This is a genomic window from Pseudarthrobacter phenanthrenivorans Sphe3 (genome assembly GCF_000189535.1).
Classification (GTDB): domain Bacteria; phylum Actinomycetota; class Actinomycetes; order Actinomycetales; family Micrococcaceae; genus Arthrobacter; species Arthrobacter phenanthrenivorans.
In genome coordinates this window covers 2113883-2133752 of sequence record NC_015145.1, presented here as the reverse complement: position 1 = coordinate 2133752, position 19870 = coordinate 2113883, and the positions used below count along the sequence as shown (strand labels likewise).

Below are 19870 nucleotides of genomic sequence, written 5' to 3'. Positions count from 1 at the left end.
CGCCCGGCTACCGCTGCCGCCGCACCATGATTTCGTGGGCAACCTCCACCAGCTGGCGGGCTGATTCGTCCCAACTGAACTCCCCGGCCCGGGCCACTGAACGGCGTGATGCCTCCTGCCAGCGGACGCTGTCCTGCAGGATGGCAACCGCCCCGGCGAACTGTTCGGGAGAGGCAGGATCCACATACAGGGCCGCGTCACCGCCCACTTCCCTGAAAATTGGAATGTCGCTGGCAATCACCGGGGTGCCCAGCGCCATGGCTTCCACGAGCGGCAGGCCGTAGCCCTCGGCGCGGGAGAGGCTCACCAGCGCCGTGGCCGAACGCAGGAAGGAGTGGTACTCCTCGTCCGTGACGCCGTTATGGAACACCACATCCGCCCCCGGCGGAACCAGCCGCTCCAGCTCCTGGCGGCGCTGCGGAGTGATGCGGCTGAGCAGGTGGAGGGTGTACCCCGGCAGTCCGGCCATGCCCGCCACCATGGTTTCCACGTTCTTGTACGGCATGAAGGAACCCATGTACACCAACGAACGGCCCGCATCCGCGACTGGCTCCCGGGGATCCTGCTCCGGTTGCGGCGCGTTGCTGATGATCCGCACGGGACGGCGGGTCAGGCGGTACTTGGCGATCAGCGCTTCGGTGGTCCGGCTGATGGTGGCCACGGTATCGGCGCGGTTGAGGAGCAGCCGCTGCGGCCAGAAGGCCTTGTGGTACAGCCGCCACAGCAGCCGGACCGGTCCGGGCAGGAAGCCCGGCGGCTCCGGGTGCTCGTAATAGATGAGGTCGTGGAGGGTGAGGACCAGCCCGTACCGGCGGCCCCAGGTGCCCGTCGTCTGCATGGGGCACACCACAACATCGGCGCCCAGTTTATTGATCGTGCGCGCCACGAACAGTTCCCTGGGCGACAACGGACTGCTGATCAGTGTGTAGGGAACCTCGGGCAGCAGTGCCAGTTGCCGGAGATCCGAAACCAGCATGGAAACGTCGGCGATTTTGGCCGTCGCCGCGATCAGGCTGGCCCCATAGCGGCTGATGCCGTCGTGGTGGTCGGTCCGGGTAAAACGTGCGTCGATAACGATCTTCACGCGGGATGGTCCTTAAGGAAGCTGCGGATGAAGGTGGCTGCCGGTTCCGGGGTCTCGTAGTGGATCAGGTGTCCGACGCCGGGAATCACCTTGAGTTCGCCGTCCGGCAGCAGCGCGGCGAGGCGGCGCTGGTCGGGGAGCGTGGCGATCTCGTCTTTTTCCCCGGCGATCAGCAGGACGGGCAGGGTCAGTCTGGCGGCGACCTCAGCAACATGGCTGCTGACGGATGCGGTGAACGATTCCAGGAGGCTCTCGCGGCTGGCGAAGGCGCTGAAGTAGGCGTGGTGCTGCCCGTGGATGAAGCGGCGGAGGTCCCGGTCTCCGGTCTTTGCCATGGTTTCGCTCATCACCCGTACTATCAGCGGGCTTCGGAGCAGGGCCAGCCCCGCGGGCCGGGGGAGTCGGGCGGAGAGCCGGTAGTACAGGATCGCGAGCCTGGTCATGAGGCCTTTGGGCCCTTCCAGCGCCGGGGCCGCAATGGGATTGACCAGGATCAGCGGATTTACGGCTCCGGGGTGGCTGGCCACGAAGTGCGAGGCAATGATGGAGCCGAAGGAGTGGCCCAGCAGCACCGTGTCCGGACCGAGGCCAAGGGCGGCCATGAACCGTACAATGAACGCGCCGTACCGTTCCACGGAATGCGTGCCTGACGTGAAGGCCTCCGAGTCCCCAAAGCCGGGAAGGTCCGGCATGATGATCCGCATCTCGGGAAGCTGGTCGGCCACGCGCAGCAGTCCGTGGTGGTCGCCGCGGAACCCATGGATCACAAGGATGGTGCGTGTTTCCGCAGTGACTGCCACAGGCTCGTAGGTCCAAAAGGCGACGCTGCCGCCGTCGAGCGTGACGGCGGAAGCGGACGTACGTCCTGCAAGGTCCGCGCTGAAGTAGGCGGGCGCGGGGGATCCGGGCTTAGCTGTTGTCATGTCCTGCCTAGCTGACGTGGTCCGGGTGGGACCCGGTGCGCTGCCCCCGGTCAAGGCCGGCGATCGCCGCCATGTCCCGGTCCGAGAGCTCGAAGTCGAAGATGTGGAAGTTTTCGCGGATGCGGGATTCGGAGCTTGCCTTGGGGATGGCGATGTTCCCCAGCTGCATGTGCCAGCGCAGGATCACCTGGGCGGGTGTCTTTCGGTGCTCAGCGGCGCAGGCGTGGACCACGGGGTCGGCGAGGACCTGGCCGCGGCCCAGGGGGCTCCACGCTTCGGTCCGGATGCCCAGCCCGGTGTGGAGCGTGCGGAGTTCAGCCTGCTGGAGCCAGGGGTGCAGCTCGATCTGGTTGACGGCCGGGACCACTTCGGCAGTCTGCAGCAGCCGGTCCAGGTGGGCGGGCTGGAAGTTGCTGACTCCAATCGCGCGGACCTTCCCTTCGCGGTAAAGGGTCTCCAGCGCCCGGTAGGTTTCCGGAAAGAGCCCCCGCTGGGCGCATGGCCAGTGGATGAGGTACATGTCCACGTAGTCCAGCCCCAGATTGACCATGGAGTCATCAAATGCACGCAGCGTGGCGTCGTAGCCGTGGTGGTCGTTCCAGACCTTCGTGGTGATGAACAGGTCTTCCCTGGACAATGCCGGGAACAGTTCCCCGGACCCGCCGCTGCCGGTGTCCCCGCCCAGTTGTGAACTGATGCCGCGGGCCACCCCGGTTTCGTTGCCGTACATGGCGGCTGTGTCGAAGTGCCGGTAGCCGGCGGCGAGCGCGATTGCCACGAGGCCTTCCGCGTCTGCGGCAGGGACCTTGTATAGCCCGAAGCCGAGCTGGTCGATCAGCACGCCGTTGTTCAGGCTGATCCGCGGTGAGGTTCTCATAGCCTCGACTCTACCCACTCACCGTGGCCAGCCCTTCGAAATCCACCAGGCGCCGCGCGGTGGCCTCGTCCAGGATGAGGTCCGTAGCCAGGTTCGCTGCGAGCGCGCCGCGCAGCCCGTTGATCTTGGAGACACCGGAGACCACGCAGATCCTCCGCCGGACCTGGCGCAGTTCCGCAAGGGCCGGACCGGTGGATCGTTCGTTCAGGACGATCCCGTCCGAGGACCCGTCCCCACGGAAGAAGACGGTGGCGACATCGCCCACCACGTCGGAGTTGGCAAGGATATTGAGGTCGGCCTCGTCGAGGTATCCGCCGGCGTACACGTGGCTGGGGTAGTCCGCGTCCACCGATCCGACGCCGAAGATGGCGATGCTCATCTTTGCCTGCAGTTCCAGGATGCGTTGCACGCTGCGCTCATTCCACATGGCCGTTTTGGTGGCTGCGTGATCGAAAAAGGCAGGCACCGGGAACTGTTCCACCCGGGCACCGTAGGCGCTGCCGAAGCGCCGCATGATGTCGCTGGCATAGGTAATGCCCGTGGTGTGCATGTTGCCCGCGCCGTTCAACTGCACCACCACACTGTCGTGGGTGATCTTGCGGGTGAGGTGCCGGCTGACGGCGCTGAGGGTTGATCCCCATGCCACCCCGATGATGGCGTTGGAGTCCACCAGCGGGCCAATGGTCCGGGCTGCCTGCATCGCCACGCGGTCGAGGGTTTCGGCTTCATTCAGGGTTTCGAGCACCGGCACCACGTGCACATCCACCCCGAAGCGGCGGCGGATCATGCCCTCGAGCTCCGGCCCGGTATCGAGGGGATTGCGGATTTGTATCTGCACCAGGCCGGAATCACGGGCGGAGGACAACAAGCGGGAAACAGTCGATCTTGAGGTCCTGAGTTCGCGCGCAATGGCATCCATGGTCAGATCCTGCAGATAGTACATTTGTGCAGCTCGCAGCGCGTCCGAGTGCCTTGTGGGATCCATCCCGCCTCCTGTCTGCACGTTTGTGCATAGTCCTTGACTCCATTTTCCATTAGTCCAAACAATAGTGGAGAACGGCGGCGCACCGATGCGGTGGCCGCACCATACAAAGCCCAAGGGAGTCGTTTTGGGACCCAAGGATTTAACCGACCGACATTCTGCTTCAGCGGCGAAGCCGGACGTTGAGCGCAGTTCGGTGCACCAGCTGCGCCGCCGCCCCCACGCGAAGGTGTTGGTGGTGGGCGGGGGCATCAACGGGGTGGGGACTTTCCGTGACCTTGCCCTGCAGGGTGTGGACGTTGCACTCGTCGAACGCGGCGATTACTGCCAGGGGGCCAGCGGCGCCTCCTCCCACATGATCCACGGCGGCATCAGGTACCTCGAGAATGGTGAGTTCCGCCTGGTCCGCGAATCAGTGGTGGAGCGCAACCGGCTGCTGCGGATCGCCCCGCATTACGTTAAGCCGCTGCAGACCACCATCCCCATCTTCAGCACCTTTTCCGGGGTGCTCGCGGCACCACTGCGGTTCCTGACCCACAAGCAGCACGGCAAGCCCAAGGAACGCGGCGCCTTCCTGATCAAGGCCGGCCTCAGCCTGTACGACTCATTTTCCCGCGACGGCGGCAGCGTACCGCGGCACCAGTTCCTCAGCGGCAAGAGTGCCCGCGCAGAATTGCCCAGCCTCCGCCCCGACGTCAAGTACACCGCCACCTACTTTGACGCATCCGTGCACAATCCGGAGCGGCTCACGCTGGACGTCCTCCAGGACGGGGAAAAGGCCGGGTACGCCGGCGCCGGCAACGCCCAGGGCAACACCGCCCGTGCCAGCAACTACGTCTCACTGCAGTCCATGACAGCCGAACCGAACGCCGGTACCGGCAGGGGCAGCACCGTGAGGCTGCGGGACGAATTGACGGGCGAGGAATTCGACTTCACGGCCGACGTGATCGTCAATACCACCGGTGCCTGGGTGGATCTCACCAATGATGCGATGGGCACTGCGTCCTCTTTCATGGGCGGCACCAAGGGGTCCCACATTGTGCTGGACCACCCCGCGCTCCTTGAGGCCTGCCGCGGCCGGGAGATTTTTTTCGAACACACCGACGGCCGGATCGTCCTGATCTACCCCATGGGGGACCGGGTGCTGGTCGGGACCACCGATGTGGATGCGGATATGGCAGAGGATGCTGTCTGCACCGATGAGGAGATCGAGTACTTCTTCGACCTGATCGGCCATGTCTTTCCGGACATCGCCGTCACCCATGACCAGATCGTCTACACCTTTTCCGGCGTCCGGCCGCTGCCCCGGCATGATGCCACCCATCCGGGCTTCGTCTCCCGCGATTACCGCATCGAGCGCCGCGGGCCCGCCAAAGGCACGGACGGTGCCGGTGCGGTAGTACTCAGCCTGGTCGGCGGCAAATGGACCACCTTCCGCGCCCTGGCCGAACACATGACCAACGATGTCCTGGCCGAAATCGGCGTGGCCCGGAAAGTCTCCACCGCCCAGCTCCCCATCGGCGGAGGGGCAGGGTTCCCGTCAGACGAGGCCGGGGTGCAGAAATGGATCAAGGCGCACATGGCGGCCGGCCGCGATGCAGACCGCACCGCTGGCCTGCTCACCAGGTACGGCACCCGGGCCGAAGCAGTCATTGAGTACCTCGACGCCGAACCTGACCGGCCGCTGCGCTCCACCCGCGAGCTGAGCGTCCGTGAGCTTGAGTTCATGGCCGCGCAGGAACAGGTGGGGCACCTGGTGGACGTCCTCATCCGCAGGACCTCACTGGCCTTCAGGGGTCTGGTGACGGGGGAACTGCTCAACGAGGTGGCGGACGTGCTGTCTGTTCCCCTGGGATGGGATGCTGCAGCCCGTGCAGCAGAGATCAAGCACGCACAGGATGTGCTGCAGCGGTTCCACCGCGTAGAAACCCACAGCCTGGTCGCCTAGGACCAGGCTGCAGGCCGGGGCGGCAACCCGCCCCGGCCCACGGTCCTTCAACCCGCGAAGGACTTACAACAAAATACAAAGGAGTCAAAGATGTCTCTTGGAATTGTTTTCTTATCCGAAGTCTTCGGAACGGCAATGCTTACCCTGCTGGGCTGCGGCGTCGTAGCCAACGTTGCCCTGAGGGGTACAAAAGGCAACAGCGGCGGGTTCCTGATGGTCACCTGGGGCTGGGGTGTTGCTGTTTTTGCGGGTGTGTACGTTGCCGCGAAGTCAGGGGCGCACCTTAACCCGGCTGTCACGCTCGGGCTGCTGGTCAATGGCAAGGACGAATACGCGCCGGACGTTCCGGTGGATTTCGCCTCCACGCTGACGTACTTCGGCGGTGAACTGCTCGGTGCTTTCCTGGGCGCCGTGGCCTGCTGGCTCGCGTACAAGCAGCACTTCGACGCCGAGCCGGAAGTTGCCAGCAAGCTCGGCGTCTTCTCCACCGGTCCCGCCATCCGCTCCACCCCGTGGAACCTGGTCACGGAAATCATCGGCACCTTTGTCCTGGTGTTCGTGATCCTCACCTTTGGTGGAACCCCATCGGGCCTGGGTCCCCTGGCGGTGGCACTGCTCGTCGTCGGCATCGGTGTTTCCCTCGGCGGCCCCACCGGTTACGCCATCAACCCTGCCCGTGACCTTGGTCCGCGCATCGCCCATGCCCTGCTGCCCATCAAGGGCAAGGGGTCAAGCGACTGGGGCTACTCGTGGATCCCCGTGGTGGGCCCGCTCGTCGGCGGTGCCCTGGGCGGCATCGTCGCCAACCTGGTACCCATCATCGTCACGGCCGCTGCCTAGCTTCCTTAAAAACCCTGCACAACCCGTAACCAGACAAGGACGTCAACAATGAACCAGTACGTAATCGCCATCGACCAGGGAACCACCAGCACCCGGGCCATCATCTTTGACCACAGCGGGAGCATCGTGTCCTCAGGGCAGATGGAGCACGAACAGATCTTCCCGCAGGCCGGCTGGGTAGAGCACAACGCTGCGGAGATTTGGAACAACACCCGTGAGGTCATTGCCTCCGCCCTGTCCAAGGCGAACCTGACACGGCACGATATTGCCGCCGTCGGAATCACCAACCAGCGCGAAACCGCGGTGGTGTGGGACAAGACCACAGGTGAAGCAATCTACAACGCCATCGTCTGGCAGGACACCCGGACCCAGGACATCGTGGACGAGCTGGCCAGGGACGGAGGGCCGGACCGGTTCAAGCAAAAAGTGGGACTGCCGCTGGCAACCTATTTCTCGGGTACCAAGATCAAGTGGATCCTGGACAACGTGGAAGGTGCCCGCGAAAAGGCAGAAGCCGGGGACCTGGTCTTTGGCAACACCGATGCCTGGGTGCTGTGGAACCTGACCGGCGGTGTGGACGGCGGTGTCCACGTCACTGACGTTACCAACGCCTCCCGGACTCTGTTCATGGACCTCGAAACGCTGCAGTGGGACGACGAAATCCTCGGTATCTTCGGCGTACCCCGCAGCATGATGCCGGAGATCAAGTCCTCTTCAGAGGTGTACGGCACGGTCCACAGCTCGCAGCTGCTCCGCGAGACTCCCGTGGCGGGGATCCTGGGTGACCAGCAGGCCGCCACATTCGGGCAGGCTGCCTTCGACACCGGCGAAGCCAAAAATACCTACGGCACCGGCTGCTTCCTGATCTTCAACACCGGCGAAGAGATCGTCCACTCCAAGAACGGGCTGCTGACCACCGTGGGCTACAAGCTCGGGGACGCAGCGCCGCACTACGCTCTGGAAGGTTCCATTGCCGTCACCGGTTCGCTCATCCAGTGGCTGCGGGACAACCTGGGCCTGATCAACAGCGCCCCCGAGGTGGAAACCCTGGCAGCGTCGGTGAAGGACAACGGCGGTGTCTACATCGTCCCGGCTTTCTCCGGCCTCTTTGCTCCCTACTGGCGCTCGGATGCCCGCGGCGCCATCGTGGGCCTCACCCGTTTCGTCAACAAGAACCACATCGCGCGGGCCGCCCTGGAAGCTACGGCCTTCCAGACCCGCGAGGTGCTGGACGCCGTCAACGCGGATTCCGGCGTGCCGCTGTCCGAACTGAAGGTCGACGGCGGCATGGTCGCCAACGATGCACTGATGCAATTCCAGGCGGACATCCTGGGCGTTCCCGTGATCCGCCCCAAGGTGGTGGAGACCACCGCCCTCGGCGCGGCCTACGCGGCCGGCCTTGCGGTCGGGTTCTGGAAGGACCTGGGCGAGTGCTCCGCCAACTGGTCCGAGGACAAGCGCTGGGAACCGCAGATGGACCAGGCCGAACAGGACCGCCAGATGCGCCTTTGGAAGAAGGCCGTCACCAAGTCCATGGACTGGGTGGACGAGGACGTGCGGTAACCTTTCCGCTCCTTGAGAGGGGCCGATGACTCCCCGCCAGCCACAGGTGCCCGCCGCACCATGGCGGGAAGTCATCGGCCCTTCCTGCTGTACGGCCGTCCGCCTCAGTCCTCGTGCTGTTCCACTGTTCCTGCATTGCCGTCCACTGTGACCAGCTGGCCGGTGTGGAGCACCTGGGTGGCGTTGCCCGTTCCTACGACTGCCGGGATGCCGTACTCCCGGGCCACCAGTGAGGCATGGGCCGCCAGGTTGCCGCTGTCCGTTACTACCGCGGCGGCGCCTGCGAACAGCGGGGTCCAGGCCGGGGCCGTTGCCCCCGCCACCAGCACCTCGCCCGGCCGGAATCCCGGAAAGTCCTCCGGCCCCCTCACCACCCGGACCCGGCCACGCGCACGGCCGGGGCTGGCGGGGTGTCCCACGAGGGCCCCACGGGGAAGGGCGGCGGTGCTGCGGGCCGAGTGCGCAATCCGGTCGAAGGTGTTGCCGATCAGCGGCACGCCGCCCAGCACGAGCGGCGCGGCCAGCTTGCGTTGCCGCGACCATTTCTCGCGGCGGATGGCAACCCGCTCCTGCTGCGGTGGGGCGTCAAGCCGCAGGTCCTGACGTGACAGGAAAAACACATCGTCCTCGCTGGTGATGATGCCGGCGTCCCGCAGCTGCCTGCCAATGCGGCGGGCGCAGCGGCGCAGGAGCGGCCAGCCAGCAGTGAAATCCCGGGCCTGTTCCTCCCGGAGCAGGGCATAATGCTGCGCAACTGCCAGCAGTTCGTCGAACCGGCGGAGGCGGCGCGTGCCCCGCAGGATGTCCCGGCAGGCGGCTTCCGCAGAACGTCGCCGTTCCGCAGCCGGGGCGGCGGAACCGGGGTGCGCGGTGGTCCCTGCCCCGCCAGCTTCCGGGCCTTCCTCGCCGGCAGTGCGGTGATACCAGTCCAGGCTGTAGACGGCGTGCGGGACCGGCGCTGGCGGCCGGGGGAGCAGGCCGCCCAGCAGGACCTGGTATCCGCTGCCGCCTTGGAGTGCTTGTTCCGGAACCCGTCCCTGGGCCGGGCGTTTTGTAAAGGACGGTGCGAGGTGCCGGCGCCAGAATTTCGCCAGGACGCGTTCCATCTTCCAGGCCGCGCCGCCGGTGGCTGAAAAGAACCACAGGTACCGGCCCGCCGCCTCGCCGATTTCTTCCACGGTTGCCACCAACGAGGCGAAGGTCGCCGAAGGGGACAGGTCACGGTGCGCCAGGGCCAGGTAGGCCGGCAGTCCTATAACGCGCCACTCATGCTCCAAGTCCCGCAGGACCGCGCGGTCTGCTCCTGCCGGGTCGATCATGGGGCGCAGTACCGAATTGAAGAAGTAGGGCAGGGAGCGGGGCTGGCCGCCGAAGAGCAGGTGGGGGAGGGCACGCGGTGTGGGCGGGGCAACGTAGTACCACCCGTTGACTGTGGCGTACCCCATGGGAATCCTGATGCCTGCGGAGCGGTAGACGGCGTCGTTGTACCCGGCATCGATCAGGGGGATGATCCAATCCATGAAGAGGGGAGTGACCGGTTCCGGCAGCCATTCCCCCAGCCGAAAGTTGCGCAGCCATGCACCTTTCCCCGGGGCCTTCCACACCACGGGCTCCGGGAGGGCGGTCATGGGCCGTGCCTGCAGGATCATGATCTGGCCGGACGGGTCCACGGCCCACTCCACGTCCTGCGGGCAGCCGAAATGCGAGGCGACGGCGCGCGCCATGGCCGCGACCGCCGTCGCGCTTTCATTTGACAGGGCTGCCGCTCCACCGTGGCGGCGTACCGCCCGCCCTTCACGGACAAGCCATTCCTCGCCGTCCTCGGAGCCTTCCACGAGGTTTCCGCCAAGCCCCCTGACGGCGGAAACCACGCCCTCGTCCCGTGCCCCCGTCAGGGGGTGGGCCGTAAAGGCGACCCCGGCGGCCGCAGGGTCCACCATCTGCTGGACCAGGACCGCCATCTGTGCGGCGTCGTGGCCGCCACCCAGGCCAGGTCCCGGGCCGGCACCTGCCCCGTTTTCCGGCCTGGGAAGCGAATCCTGGTAGGCCCGGACCCGGGAGGCGTTCGCTGATTCGAAACAGCGGAGCACAGTTGCGGCCAGTTCACCCTCGGCCACCCGAAGGTAACTTTCGTACATTCCCGCATACGAGGCGCCGGGCAAATCCTCGGCGGCAGCGGAGGAGCGCACGGCGTAGGGTCCGGGGCCGCAGGCGCGGGCGGAGGCCCGCAAGCGGTCTTCCCATGAACTCACGGCTCCGGCGGCGCGGGCCTGCAGGTCCTGCCGCGTCACTACGAAGCCAGGCGGTACGGGAAAACCTGCCTGTTTCAGCTCCGACAGTGTTGCGGCCTTGCCGCCGGCCTGCAGGCGGGTGAGGGGGACGGGCCCGCCCAGCGGGGAGAACAGGCCATCACCGAACGCGCGCTGTCCACCGTTGTCCGCGCCGTTGCCCACGATGAGTCACCCTGCCGCACGCTTTGTCCTGGCTAGCCCGGATCAAGTCTAGTGACGGACGGTGCCGGCAGTACAGGCCCGGCGCTCAGCAGGGGGAACGTTTCGTGCGCTAAAGTGGATGCATGCGTGCGATCCTCCTGCTTAGCCAGCCGCCCGGTATCCGAACCAACGGATAGCGTGCGGCAGCCCCTCCATGGTGAGGGGCTTTTGTGTGTCCGGGAGCTTTTTCCGGTGGCAGCAGCAGGATCAGGCCGTTATGGCAGCACAGATGCCGTAACAGAACAGAAGAGGGCAGCAGTGGGCGTTCAGCCGGAGACAGAGACCGGAACAGCAGCAACAGTGTCAGCGGACGTGCCCGAGGAGGGCACCTACAGTTTCGCGGCGATGGAGGCCAAGTGGCCGCAGGTGTGGGAAGACCTGAAAGTCTTCACGCCCGTCGACGACGGGTCCCGGGAGCGGCGCTACGTGCTGGATATGTTCCCGTACCCTTCCGGAGACCTCCACATGGGCCACGCGGAAGCGTTCGCCATGGGGGACGTCGTAGCGCGCTACCTGCGCCAAAAGGGTTACGACGTGCTGCACCCGATCGGCTGGGACTCCTTTGGCCTGCCGGCGGAGAATGCCGCCATCAAGCGCAACGCCCACCCCAGCGAGTGGACCTACGCCAACATCGACACCCAGGCCGCGTCCTTCAAGCGCTACGCCATCTCGGCGGACTGGTCCCGCCGGCTGCACACCTCGGACCCGGAGTACTACCGCTGGACCCAGTGGCTGTTCAAGCGCTTCTACGAGCGCGGCCTGGCCTACCGGAAGAACTCCCCGGTCAACTGGTGCCCCAAGGACCAGACAGTCCTGGCCAACGAGCAGGTTGTGAACGGGGCCTGCGAGCGTTGCGGCACCACGGTCACCAAGAAGTCCCTTAACCAGTGGTACTTCAAGATCACTGAGTACGCCGACCGTCTGCTCGATGACATGGAGCAGCTCCGGGGCCACTGGCCCGAGCGGGTGCTGGCCATGCAGAAGAACTGGATTGGGCGGTCCGAGGGTGCCCACGTCAACTTCGTGATCGAGGCCGACGGCGGGAAGCCCGCCAAAGAGGTGACGGTCTTCACCACCCGCCCGGACACCCTGTACGGCGCAACGTTCTTCGTGGTGGCCGCGGACGCACCGCTCGCCGTCGAACTCGTCACGGAGGAGCACGCCGCTGCGCTGGACGAGTACCGCGAGCAGGTCAAGGCGCTCTCCGAAATCGAACGCCAGTCCACCGAGCGGGAGAAGACCGGCGTCTTCACCGGACGGTATGCCATCAACCCGCTGAACGGGGAGAAGCTGCAGGTCTGGGCGGCGGACTACGTCCTGGCCGACTACGGCACCGGCGCCATCATGGCCGTGCCTGCGCACGACCAGCGCGACCTGGACTTCGCCCGCACGTTCGACCTGCCGGTCCGGGCTGTCCTGGACACCGGCGAGGAAGACCCTGCCGTGTCCGGAACCGCTACAGCGGGGGAGGGCACCCTGGTCAATTCCGGTGAGCTGGACGGCCTGCCCAAAGCGGAAGCCATTCCGGCCGCGATCGCCATGCTGGAACGCCAGGGCACCGGTGAGAAGTTCGTGAACTTCCGCCTGCGTGACTGGCTGCTCAGCCGCCAGCGTTTCTGGGGCACGCCCATCCCCATCATCCACTGCCCGTCCTGCGGCGAGGTGCCGGTACCGGACGAGCAGCTGCCCGTCACGCTGCCCTCGGACCTGCGCGGTGAGGACCTGGCACCCAAGGGCACCTCGCCCCTGGCTGCCGCGGAAGCCTGGGTCAACGTGGAATGCCCCTCCTGCCACGGGCCAGCAAAGCGCGACACGGACACCATGGACACTTTCGTGGACTCGTCCTGGTACTTCCTGCGTTTCGTGTCTCCCCACTACACCGAGGGCCCGTTCGATCCGCAGAAGATCAACGACTGGATGCCGGTGGGCCAGTACGTGGGCGGCGTTGAACACGCCATCCTGCACCTGCTGTATGCCCGGTTCTTCACCAAGGTCATCCACGACCTTGGCCTGATCGAAACCAGCGAGCCGTTTACGGCACTGCTGAACCAGGGCCAGGTCCTCAACGGCGGCAAAGCCATGAGCAAGTCCCTGGGGAACGGCGTTGACCTGGGCGAGCAGCTGGACAAGTACGGGGTGGACGCCGTCCGCCTGACCATGATCTTCGCCTCCCCGCCCGAGGACGACGTGGACTGGGCCGACGTATCGCCGTCAGGCTCGGCCAAGTTCCTGGCCCGCGCCTGGCGTCTCGCCCAGGATGTGGCGAGCGAACCCGGCGTCGACGTCACCACGGGCGACCGTGGATTGCGCTCCATCACGCACCGGACCATTGCCGACGCCGCGGAGCTGCTGGACGCCAACAAATTCAACGTGGTGGTGGCCAAGCTGATGGAGCTGGTGAATGCCACCCGCAAGGCCATCGACGCCGGTGCCGGCGGAGCGGACCCGGCAGTCCGTGAAGCTGCGGAGGCGGTAGCGGTGATCCTGAGCCTCTTCGCTCCGTACACGGCTGAGGACATGTGGAGCGTGCTGGGGCATCCCGCCTCGGTAGCCAATGCGGGCTGGCCCGTCCACGATCCCTCCCTGCTGGTCCAGGACAGCGTCACCGCCGTAGTCCAGGTGCAGGGCAAGGTCCGGGACCGGCTTGAAGTTTCACCGTCCGTATCGGAGGACCAGCTGCGTGAGCTGGCGCTGGCCTCGGAGAACGTCCAGCGCGCCCTTGACGGCCGTGGCATCCGAACAGTGATTGTCCGCGCGCCTAAACTGGTCAACATCGTCCCGGCCTAGCCGGGACCAGGCCGCCGGAACAGCTCCGGCGGCCTGAAGCGACCCCAGGAGGCCCCCTTGCCAGACCGCGACGCTGCCTGGCCCTGGATCCGTGCGCGCCTCGCCGCCCTCCGTACCCGTCCGGAGGCTGCCGGGAACGGGCTGGATGCCGTGGTGCGCACCGCCGTGGTCACTGATTCCGCTTCGGCCCTGCCGGCGGAATGGGTGTCCGCGCTTTCGGATCATGGCGTACTCACCGTGATCCCGATGCCCGTCATGATCGGGGAAGAAATTTATGGCGAGGGGGAGGACGACATCTCCGAAACCATCGCCCTGGCGCTGGCCAGCGGGACTTCCGTCAAGACCTCACGCCCGTCCCCTGGACAGTTCGAGCAAGCTTACCGCGCCGCCCAGCAGCGGGGATTCGAGGCGGTGGTCTCTGTCCACATCTCCGGTGAACTGTCCGGAACCGCGGACGCGGCACGTCTCGCCGCGGGGAGGGTGGGTATCCCTGTGGAGGTTGTTGACTCCCTGACTGTTGGGATGGCCTTGGGCATGGCAGTCCAGGCCGCGGTCAGGACGGCGGCCGGCGGAGACGGGGCGGCCGCTGTTGCTGCTGCAGCGCAGGCGCAGGCAGCAAAGACCAAAGTGTATTTCTACGTTCCGAGCCTGGAGCAGCTGCGCCGCGGGGGCCGCATCGGCGCCGCGGCCTCGCTGCTGGGGACCATGCTGGCCATCAAGCCCATCCTGGCGGTCGACGGCGGCAGGATCGTCCCGCTGGAAAAGGTGCGTTCGGCTGCCCGGGCGGTTGCCCGGCTGGAGGAAATCGCCACAGCGGACGCGAGTGCCCGCCCGGCGCCTGCCGTCCGCCTTGCGGTCCACCACTTCGGCAACCCACAGGAAGCCGAAAGCCTCGCCCGGCGCCTCGCTGCTGCCCTGCCGCACTGCCCCCCTGCGCAAATCAGTTCGCTTCCTGCCGTTCTTGCCGCCCACGCAGGGCTCGGTGTCCTTGCCGTCATCGTGGGGGAGGACCTGACGGAAACCGCCGGCCATCCCACGCAGCTTCCCGGGGTCCTTTCCACATAACAGCCGGCTGCCCTGTTCCCTCACGCCCTGGGTTCCTAGCCTTGGAGCTATGTCACGCCGGGATGCTCGAGCAGCGGGTCTTCCGGCGCGCCATGTCCGGACCCGCTTGCAGGCTGCGCTTGGTGAGGCGCCTTCCGGCCTTCTGCGGGAGGGCAGCGGGGAGGCGGTGTTCGAATACCGGGGCCCGGGCGGGGAACGTGGCGGCGGCGCGGATGGAGACTCTGCGGCCGCCGCTGCGGGGCAGGAGGGAGTTCCCGACGGTCTCGCGGCGCCCGGCCCCACTCTGTCGGGCCATGGTGCGCTGGCTCCTGCGCTTCGATGGCGGCTGGGATCACGGCTTGCCATGTTCGTGGCAGTCGTGGCCGTTGCCGGTGGGGCGTGGTTTTGGTGGCAAGCCGCGTCCGGCCAGGCCGTCATCCTGCCGTTGGAGGGAGCCGGACCTGCAAGCGCGGCTGCCACTCTGCCCGGAGAGGGCAGCACGACGGCCGGCGGCGGGTCGACTCGAGAGCCTGCGGGGAGGGAGCCTGGAGGCGAATCTGCTGCAACCCTGGTGATCCATGTTGCGGGGGCGGTGGCCCGCCCGGGAGTGGTCCACCTGCCGGCAGGAAGCCGTGTGCATGAAGCCATCGCCGCTGCCGGAGGTGCTGCCGTGGGCGCCGACCTGAACCGCCTGAACCTGGCCCTTGTGCTGGAGGACGGCCAAAAGATCCACGTCCCGCAGGAGGGCGCGGACGTCCCTGTTGCCGGGCCTGAAGGCAACGGGCAGCCAGGGGCCGACGACAGTGGCGGGTCGCCGGCTGGGACGAAAATCAACCTGAACACGGCTGGGGTGGAGGACCTGGACGCCCTGCCCAAAGTCGGACCGGTGCTTGCCCAGCGAATTGTGGACTGGCGCAAGGAACACGGAGCCTTCAAGAGCATAGAGGAGCTGGATGCGGTGGATGGAGTAGGGCCCAAAATGCTTGAGGCGCTGCTGCCCCTGGTGACGGTGTGAGCGGCTTTATTGAGGCATCGGGCTGATGGCTGGCGGGAAGGGACCGACCAGCCAGAGCCCGTGGCTGCGCTACGTGGAGGCCGCCGTCCGGGGACCTTTGGCGGAGCAGGAAGCGCCCGTGGATCCGCCCCGCGGCCGTTCGCTGTCCGGGGCTCGTGGGTTCCCCGCGGTCATCCCTGCCCGGCGCCTCATTGGCCACGGCTCCCAGGCAGTGGCAGCCGCCTGGCAAAATCGTGCCGAAGCCACCGGGCAGCCTTCAGGTACGGGCACTGAGGCGTCCCGCCGCCGCACCGACGTACGCCTCGCCCTGCCGGCAATGGCAGTCTGGGCCGCCTCGGTCGCCGGCCTCTGGTTGCAGCCGCCGGCCCTGGCCACGCTGTGCGGTACCTGCGCAGCCCTGGGGATCCTCTTATTGGCCTCCTCACGACGTGCATCCCCGCCGGGCGTGGGCCGGGGCGTCCCGGCCGGGAGCAGATCGAAACTACCGGCAAGCCTCCCGCCCCGCCGCAGTCTGTTCGCCACCGGGGCTGTGGCGCTCTTTCTGGCCGCTGCGGCAGCTGCGCATTCGGCGGTGGCGTCGACCCAGCGCTTTGAGGGCGCGCTGGCAAATGCTGTGGCGGCGGGGAAGTCGGTGGTGGCCGTCGTCGAGGTAGCAGGGGCGCCGCGTGCCCTGGCGGCGCCAGGACAGGCCGGACCGCCTGGCCGCTGGTCGGTGCCTGTCCTGACAGTGGATTTGAGTACCGGCGGATTCCTGCTCAGGACACGGGCGCAAGTGACTGTCATGGGCGGTGACGGATGGGGGACAGTAGTACCGGGCCAACTTGTCCGTACCACAGGAAAGCTTCGAACAGCCGACCCCGGAAGGGAAGAGGCCGGAATCCTCACGGCGTCCTCCGGCCCCGGGCAGCCCGGCGACCCACCCATTCTGCAAAAATCGGCCAGGGAACTGCGGGAACGGTTCGTGGCCGCGGCGTCCTTCCTCGCCCCTGACCCGCGTGGCCTCCTGCCGGGCATGGTTACCGGTGACACCAGTGCCTTGGATGAGGGCCTGGAAGCCGCCATGAAGACGGTGGGCATGAGCCACTTAACGGCGGTCAGCGGTGCCAACTGCAGCCTGGTCCTGGGGGCACTGCTGCTGGCCTGCCGGGGCCTCCGTCTGCCTCGTCTGCCAGCTGCCGCTGCGGCCGGCGCCGGGCTGTGTTTGTTCGTGGTCCTGGTGGGCCCTGATGCCAGTGTCCTGCGAGCAGCACTCATGGGGGCCGTGGCGGTCATCGCCTTGGCCAGCGGAAGGTCGGGCCGGGGCCTTAGTTTCCTCTGCCTGGCAGTCATCGGTCTGCTGCTGTTCGACCCCGGGCTGGGTACGAGCTTCGGATTCCTCCTGTCCGTCCTGGCCACCGCCGGCATCATCATCCTCGGGCGGCGCATCATAGACTGGACGCCGCCGGTTGTTCCCCGCTGGGTGGCCGCAGCGGTGGCGGTTCCCTTATCCGCCCAACTCCTGTGCGCTCCAGTGACAGTCCTTCTGCAGCCCCAATTTTCCACCTATTCGCTGCTGGCAAATGTCATTGCCTCGCCCCTTGTGGCCCCGGTGACACTGCTGGGAACGGCAGCTGTTCCGCTGGTGGCTACGGCACCCTGGGCTGCCGCCGTCCTGATAGCCGTGGCGGGTACATTCAGCGCCGGTGTTGCCGCCGCGGCCAGGTTCAGTTCACAACTCCCGGGGGCAGCGCTCCCGTGGCCCGACGGCGTTCCCGGGCTGTTCACCATGATGTTGCTGTCAGTCCTGACCTACGGTCTTGTCTGGGCAGTGGCCCGTCCACGCCGCTGCATCCAGCTGGTTGTTGCCCTCCACGGGCGCACGGTGTCGCTGCTTGAAGCCACCGGGCCGCTGGCGGCCAAAACGTTGGGCCGCCGTACGGACCGGGCACCTGCCCACCTGCCCCAGCGGTCAGTGCGGCCCCTTGGTCCCGGCTTGGAGCGGGGGGCCGGACGTGGCAGGCTGGGATACTGCATAAAACTCTCCGGAAGGAACCCACGATGGCCGCTGCACCAAAGCGAGCGAACCGTTCCCCGGCATCGAATGCAGCCACCTGGCGCGATGTAACCCCCGCAGCGGTTGTGCTGGTCACCGGTCCTGAGGAGTACCTCGGCATCAGGGCGATGGACCGCATCCGCGCCCAGGTCCGCGCCGCTGCACCGGATGTTGAATTAAGCCGCTTCAGCGCCGCAGCCTACGAAGCCGGCACCCTCCTGATGCAGGTCAGCCCATCGCTTTTCGGTGAAAGCAAGCTCATTGAAGTCGAAGCCGTCGAGGCCATGAATGATGCCTTCCTGGCGGATGCCCTTGGCTACCTGGGCCACCCTGAGCAGGACGCTGTCCTGGTGCTCCGCCACGCCGGGGGTGTCCGGGGTAAGAAGCTCCTGGACGCTGTCAAGAAAGGCGGCTGGCCGGTGGTGGACTGCCAGCCGCTCAAGAAAGACGCGGACAAAGTCGCTTTTGTGATGGCCGAGTTCAAGGCAGGCGGCCGCCGCATTGAGCAGGACGCTGTCCAGGCTTTGGTCAACGCCGTGGGCGCCAACCTTTCCGAGCTGGCGGCGGCCTGCAGCCAGCTCATTGCCGATGCGGGGACCACAGTCACTGCGGAAATCGTTGACCGTTACTACGGCGGCCGTATTGAAGCTACAGCCTTCAAAGTGGCTGACGCCGCAATGGCAGGCAATGCACCCCTGGCACTGTCCACGCTGCGCCATGCCCTCGCCACCGGGGCAGACCCCGTTCCGCTGGTGGCGGCACTGGCCGCCAAGCTCCGCACCGTGGCACGGGTCGCAGGGGCTTCCGGATCCTCGGCGCACATAGCCGCGGAGCTCGGTATGCAGCCCTGGCTCGTGGAGCAGGCGCAGCGCGACGTGCGCCGCTGGACACCCGAGGGGCTGGTCCGGTCCATCCAGGCGACCGCGGAGGCGGATGCCCAAGTCAAGGGCCTTTCGAGGGATCCCGTGTACGCCGTGGAGCATGCCGTCACCGTGATAGCCATGTCCGTCCAGGGCCGCTGACTGGTCCTGCCCAGCACCTGGAACTTTCCCCTGGGCTGCGCCAATCCTCAGCTTGTAGGCGCTTCAGCACGTACACCCCTATGATCCGCTGGCCAGCCCAGGACTCGGGCTGCAACGTTGCGCCTTAAAGGTGTGTGGCCGGTACCCGAGGGTACCGGCCACAGCCATCAGTTCAGGGAACTGGAAACCTTACAGTGCGTTGACCTTCTTGGAGATCGCCGACTTGCGGTTCGCTGCGTTGTTCTTGTGCAGAACACCCTTGCTGACAGCCTTGTCCAGCTTGCGGCTGGCAGAAACCAGGGCAGCAGCAGCTGCATCCTTGTCCGAGGACTCAACGGCGGTGTTGACGGCGCGGATGGCCGTCTTCAGCTCGGACTTGACTGCGTTGTTGCGCAGGCGTGCCTTCTCGTTGGTGAGGATGCGCTTCTTCTGGGACTTGATATTCGCCACGTGTGAACTCTCTTTTTAATGCGGAAATGGTCTAGAGGGCTTTCAGGTTGGCCATTGACTGAGCGGCGTGGGGATACCTATGGCGGCCAACCATCAGTGGCCGTCGACCTGCACGGACACACAGCTATAAAGAATAGCAGGTCAGCCACAGGGCTGGCCATTTTGGGAACTAGTTCCAGCCGTGTCGCCGACGCAGGCCCGAGGCCACCTTCTCAAAGCGTGCCCGGTCCAGCACGGCTCCCTCCCTGCGGATGCTTTCCGGCCGGAGCCGCACGATGCGGTCGAGCCGGGCCTCGCTGGGCCGGCCCTGCCTGTCCCAGTCCCCGGTGCCGACGTCCATGTAGTCCGCGGATGCTACTGAATCCGAAACCCGGTCCCTGCTGGTGAGCATCAGCCCCAGCAGGTAGCCGTCACTGCGTCCCACCAGCAAAACGGGCCTGTCCTTCCCCCGGCCATGATCCTCCTCGTACGGCACCCACGCCCACACCACTTCACCCGGATCCGGTTCACCGTCCGGCCGGGGCGCGTAACGGACGGGAACGCGCCCCTGGAAGTCTCCCGGATAGGAAAGGCCTTCACCGTCGACAGCGGCAGGACCTGTCCTGCCGGGTGCGGGGCGGCGGAATGCAGGACGGCCGGGTGCGCGTTGGCCAGTGGCCGGGCGGCCGATGGGTGGCGCAGGATTCCCCGCCGCCCGTTGCAGCGCCCGAAGGCCAGTACGTACGGCATCCTGCAGTGATCGGAGATTGAAAACCATCCAGCCACCCTATCCCTGTGACCGAGCGCGGCGCCCAAGTCCCGGTCCGTCCGG

At 66.5% G+C, this 19870-nt stretch carries 16 protein-coding genes; 8 read left to right on the top strand and 8 right to left on the bottom strand.

Features of this window, described 5'->3' with window-relative positions:
• Positions 1–7: 7 nt before the first annotated feature.
• From ASPHE3_RS09800 to ASPHE3_RS09785, 4 genes are read right to left on the bottom strand one after another with little or no spacing between them, the layout of a single operon-like run.
• Complete coding sequence (locus ASPHE3_RS09800) at positions 8–1084, bottom strand: glycosyltransferase family 4 protein (RefSeq protein ID WP_013601066.1); 1077 nt, start codon at positions 1082–1084, stop codon at positions 8–10.
• Positions 1081–2007 (bottom strand): alpha/beta fold hydrolase, encoded by a 927-nt coding sequence (locus ASPHE3_RS09795; RefSeq protein WP_013601065.1) that lies wholly within the window; start codon positions 2005–2007, stop codon positions 1081–1083. Before ASPHE3_RS09795 ends, ASPHE3_RS09800 begins: the two co-directional genes overlap by 4 nt.
• Before the next feature lie 7 nt (positions 2008–2014).
• Positions 2015–2884 carry an aldo/keto reductase gene (locus ASPHE3_RS09790; RefSeq protein WP_013601064.1) on the bottom strand — a complete coding sequence of 290 codons (870 nt, stop codon included), beginning with the start codon at positions 2882–2884 and terminating at the stop codon, positions 2015–2017.
• A gap of 10 nt (positions 2885–2894) precedes the next feature.
• Positions 2895–3869, bottom strand: coding sequence for a sugar-binding transcriptional regulator (locus ASPHE3_RS09785; RefSeq protein WP_013601063.1), 975 nt, complete (start codon positions 3867–3869; stop codon positions 2895–2897).
• Between the two features lie 85 nt (positions 3870–3954).
• Between ASPHE3_RS09785 and ASPHE3_RS09780 the strand changes: the two genes are divergently transcribed.
• From ASPHE3_RS09780 to glpK, 3 genes are all read left to right on the top strand, one after another.
• On the top strand, positions 3955–5814 hold the full coding sequence (locus tag ASPHE3_RS09780) for a glycerol-3-phosphate dehydrogenase/oxidase (protein ID WP_013601062.1): 1860 nt from the start codon (positions 3955–3957) through the stop codon (positions 5812–5814).
• A 90-nt stretch (positions 5815–5904) separates the two neighbouring features.
• Positions 5905–6654, top strand: a complete 750-nt coding sequence (locus ASPHE3_RS09775) for an MIP/aquaporin family protein (RefSeq protein WP_013601061.1) — start codon at positions 5905–5907, stop codon at positions 6652–6654.
• 48 nt (positions 6655–6702) lie between these two features.
• Positions 6703–8217 carry a glycerol kinase GlpK gene (gene glpK / locus ASPHE3_RS09770; protein WP_013601060.1) on the top strand — a complete coding sequence of 505 codons (1515 nt, stop codon included), beginning with the start codon at positions 6703–6705 and terminating at the stop codon, positions 8215–8217.
• Between the two features lie 104 nt (positions 8218–8321).
• Here the strand turns inward: glpK and ASPHE3_RS22820 are convergent, their stop codons facing one another.
• A complete protein-coding gene (locus tag ASPHE3_RS22820; protein WP_013601059.1) occupies positions 8322–10670 on the bottom strand; it encodes a PEP/pyruvate-binding domain-containing protein in 2349 nt (782 codons plus the stop codon).
• Between the two features lie 297 nt (positions 10671–10967).
• On the opposite strand from ASPHE3_RS22820, the gene leuS reads away from it, so the two are divergent.
• Together leuS and ASPHE3_RS09755 are read left to right on the top strand one after the other, a co-directional pair.
• The gene (gene leuS / locus ASPHE3_RS09760; protein ID WP_013601058.1) at positions 10968–13496 is read left to right on the top strand and encodes a leucine--tRNA ligase; all 2529 of its coding nucleotides are present in this window, start codon (positions 10968–10970) and stop codon (positions 13494–13496) included.
• A gap of 57 nt (positions 13497–13553) precedes the next feature.
• On the top strand, positions 13554–14561 hold the full coding sequence (locus tag ASPHE3_RS09755) for a DegV family protein (RefSeq protein WP_013601057.1): 1008 nt from the start codon (positions 13554–13556) through the stop codon (positions 14559–14561).
• Between the two features lie 52 nt (positions 14562–14613).
• Here ASPHE3_RS09755 and ASPHE3_RS22635 read toward each other — a convergent pair whose 3' ends face one another.
• Complete coding sequence (locus ASPHE3_RS22635) at positions 14614–14856, bottom strand: hypothetical protein (RefSeq protein ID WP_254363029.1); 243 nt, start codon at positions 14854–14856, stop codon at positions 14614–14616.
• Positions 14857–14904: 48 nt separating this feature from the next.
• Between ASPHE3_RS22635 and ASPHE3_RS09750 the strand changes: the two genes are divergently transcribed.
• From ASPHE3_RS09750 to holA, 3 genes are read left to right on the top strand one after another with little or no spacing between them, the layout of a single operon-like run.
• Positions 14905–15555 (top strand): ComEA family DNA-binding protein, encoded by a 651-nt coding sequence (locus tag ASPHE3_RS09750; RefSeq protein WP_254363027.1) that lies wholly within the window; start codon positions 14905–14907, stop codon positions 15553–15555.
• Between the two features lie 25 nt (positions 15556–15580).
• A complete protein-coding gene (locus ASPHE3_RS09745; RefSeq protein WP_013601055.1) occupies positions 15581–17659 on the top strand; it encodes a ComEC/Rec2 family competence protein in 2079 nt (692 codons plus the stop codon).
• A complete protein-coding gene (gene holA, locus ASPHE3_RS09740; RefSeq protein WP_013601054.1) occupies positions 17593–18609 on the top strand; it encodes a DNA polymerase III subunit delta in 1017 nt (338 codons plus the stop codon). Before ASPHE3_RS09745 ends, holA begins: the two co-directional genes overlap by 67 nt.
• Positions 18610–18798: 189 nt before the next feature.
• Here the strand turns inward: holA and rpsT are convergent, their stop codons facing one another.
• Both rpsT and ASPHE3_RS09730 read right to left on the bottom strand, forming a co-directional pair.
• A complete protein-coding gene (gene rpsT / locus ASPHE3_RS09735; protein WP_013601053.1) occupies positions 18799–19059 on the bottom strand; it encodes a 30S ribosomal protein S20 in 261 nt (86 codons plus the stop codon).
• A 169-nt stretch (positions 19060–19228) separates the two neighbouring features.
• Positions 19229–19816, bottom strand: coding sequence for a type II toxin-antitoxin system PemK/MazF family toxin (locus ASPHE3_RS09730; RefSeq protein ID WP_013601052.1), 588 nt, complete (start codon positions 19814–19816; stop codon positions 19229–19231).
• Positions 19817–19870 lie beyond the last annotated feature (54 nt).

Coding starts and splice junctions, on each gene's coding strand:
- ASPHE3_RS09785 (WP_013601063.1), bottom strand. CDS start 3,869: ATGGATCCCACAAGGCACTCGGACGCGCTGCGAGCTGCACAAATGTAC.
- ASPHE3_RS09795 (WP_013601065.1), bottom strand. CDS start 2,007: ATGACAACAGCTAAGCCCGGATCCCCCGCGCCCGCCTACTTCAGCGCG.
- glpK (WP_013601060.1), top strand. CDS start 6,703: ATGAACCAGTACGTAATCGCCATCGACCAGGGAACCACCAGCACCCGG.
- ASPHE3_RS09750 (WP_254363027.1), top strand. CDS start 14,905: ATGTTCGTGGCAGTCGTGGCCGTTGCCGGTGGGGCGTGGTTTTGGTGG.
- ASPHE3_RS22635 (WP_254363029.1), bottom strand. CDS start 14,856: ATGGCCCGACAGAGTGGGGCCGGGCGCCGCGAGACCGTCGGGAACTCC.
- holA (WP_013601054.1), top strand. CDS start 17,593: ATGGCCGCTGCACCAAAGCGAGCGAACCGTTCCCCGGCATCGAATGCA.
- ASPHE3_RS09775 (WP_013601061.1), top strand. CDS start 5,905: ATGTCTCTTGGAATTGTTTTCTTATCCGAAGTCTTCGGAACGGCAATG.
- ASPHE3_RS09730 (WP_013601052.1), bottom strand. CDS start 19,816: ATGGTTTTCAATCTCCGATCACTGCAGGATGCCGTACGTACTGGCCTT.
- ASPHE3_RS09780 (WP_013601062.1), top strand. CDS start 3,955: ATGCGGTGGCCGCACCATACAAAGCCCAAGGGAGTCGTTTTGGGACCC.
- ASPHE3_RS09790 (WP_013601064.1), bottom strand. CDS start 2,884: ATGAGAACCTCACCGCGGATCAGCCTGAACAACGGCGTGCTGATCGAC.
- ASPHE3_RS09745 (WP_013601055.1), top strand. CDS start 15,581: ATGGCTGGCGGGAAGGGACCGACCAGCCAGAGCCCGTGGCTGCGCTAC.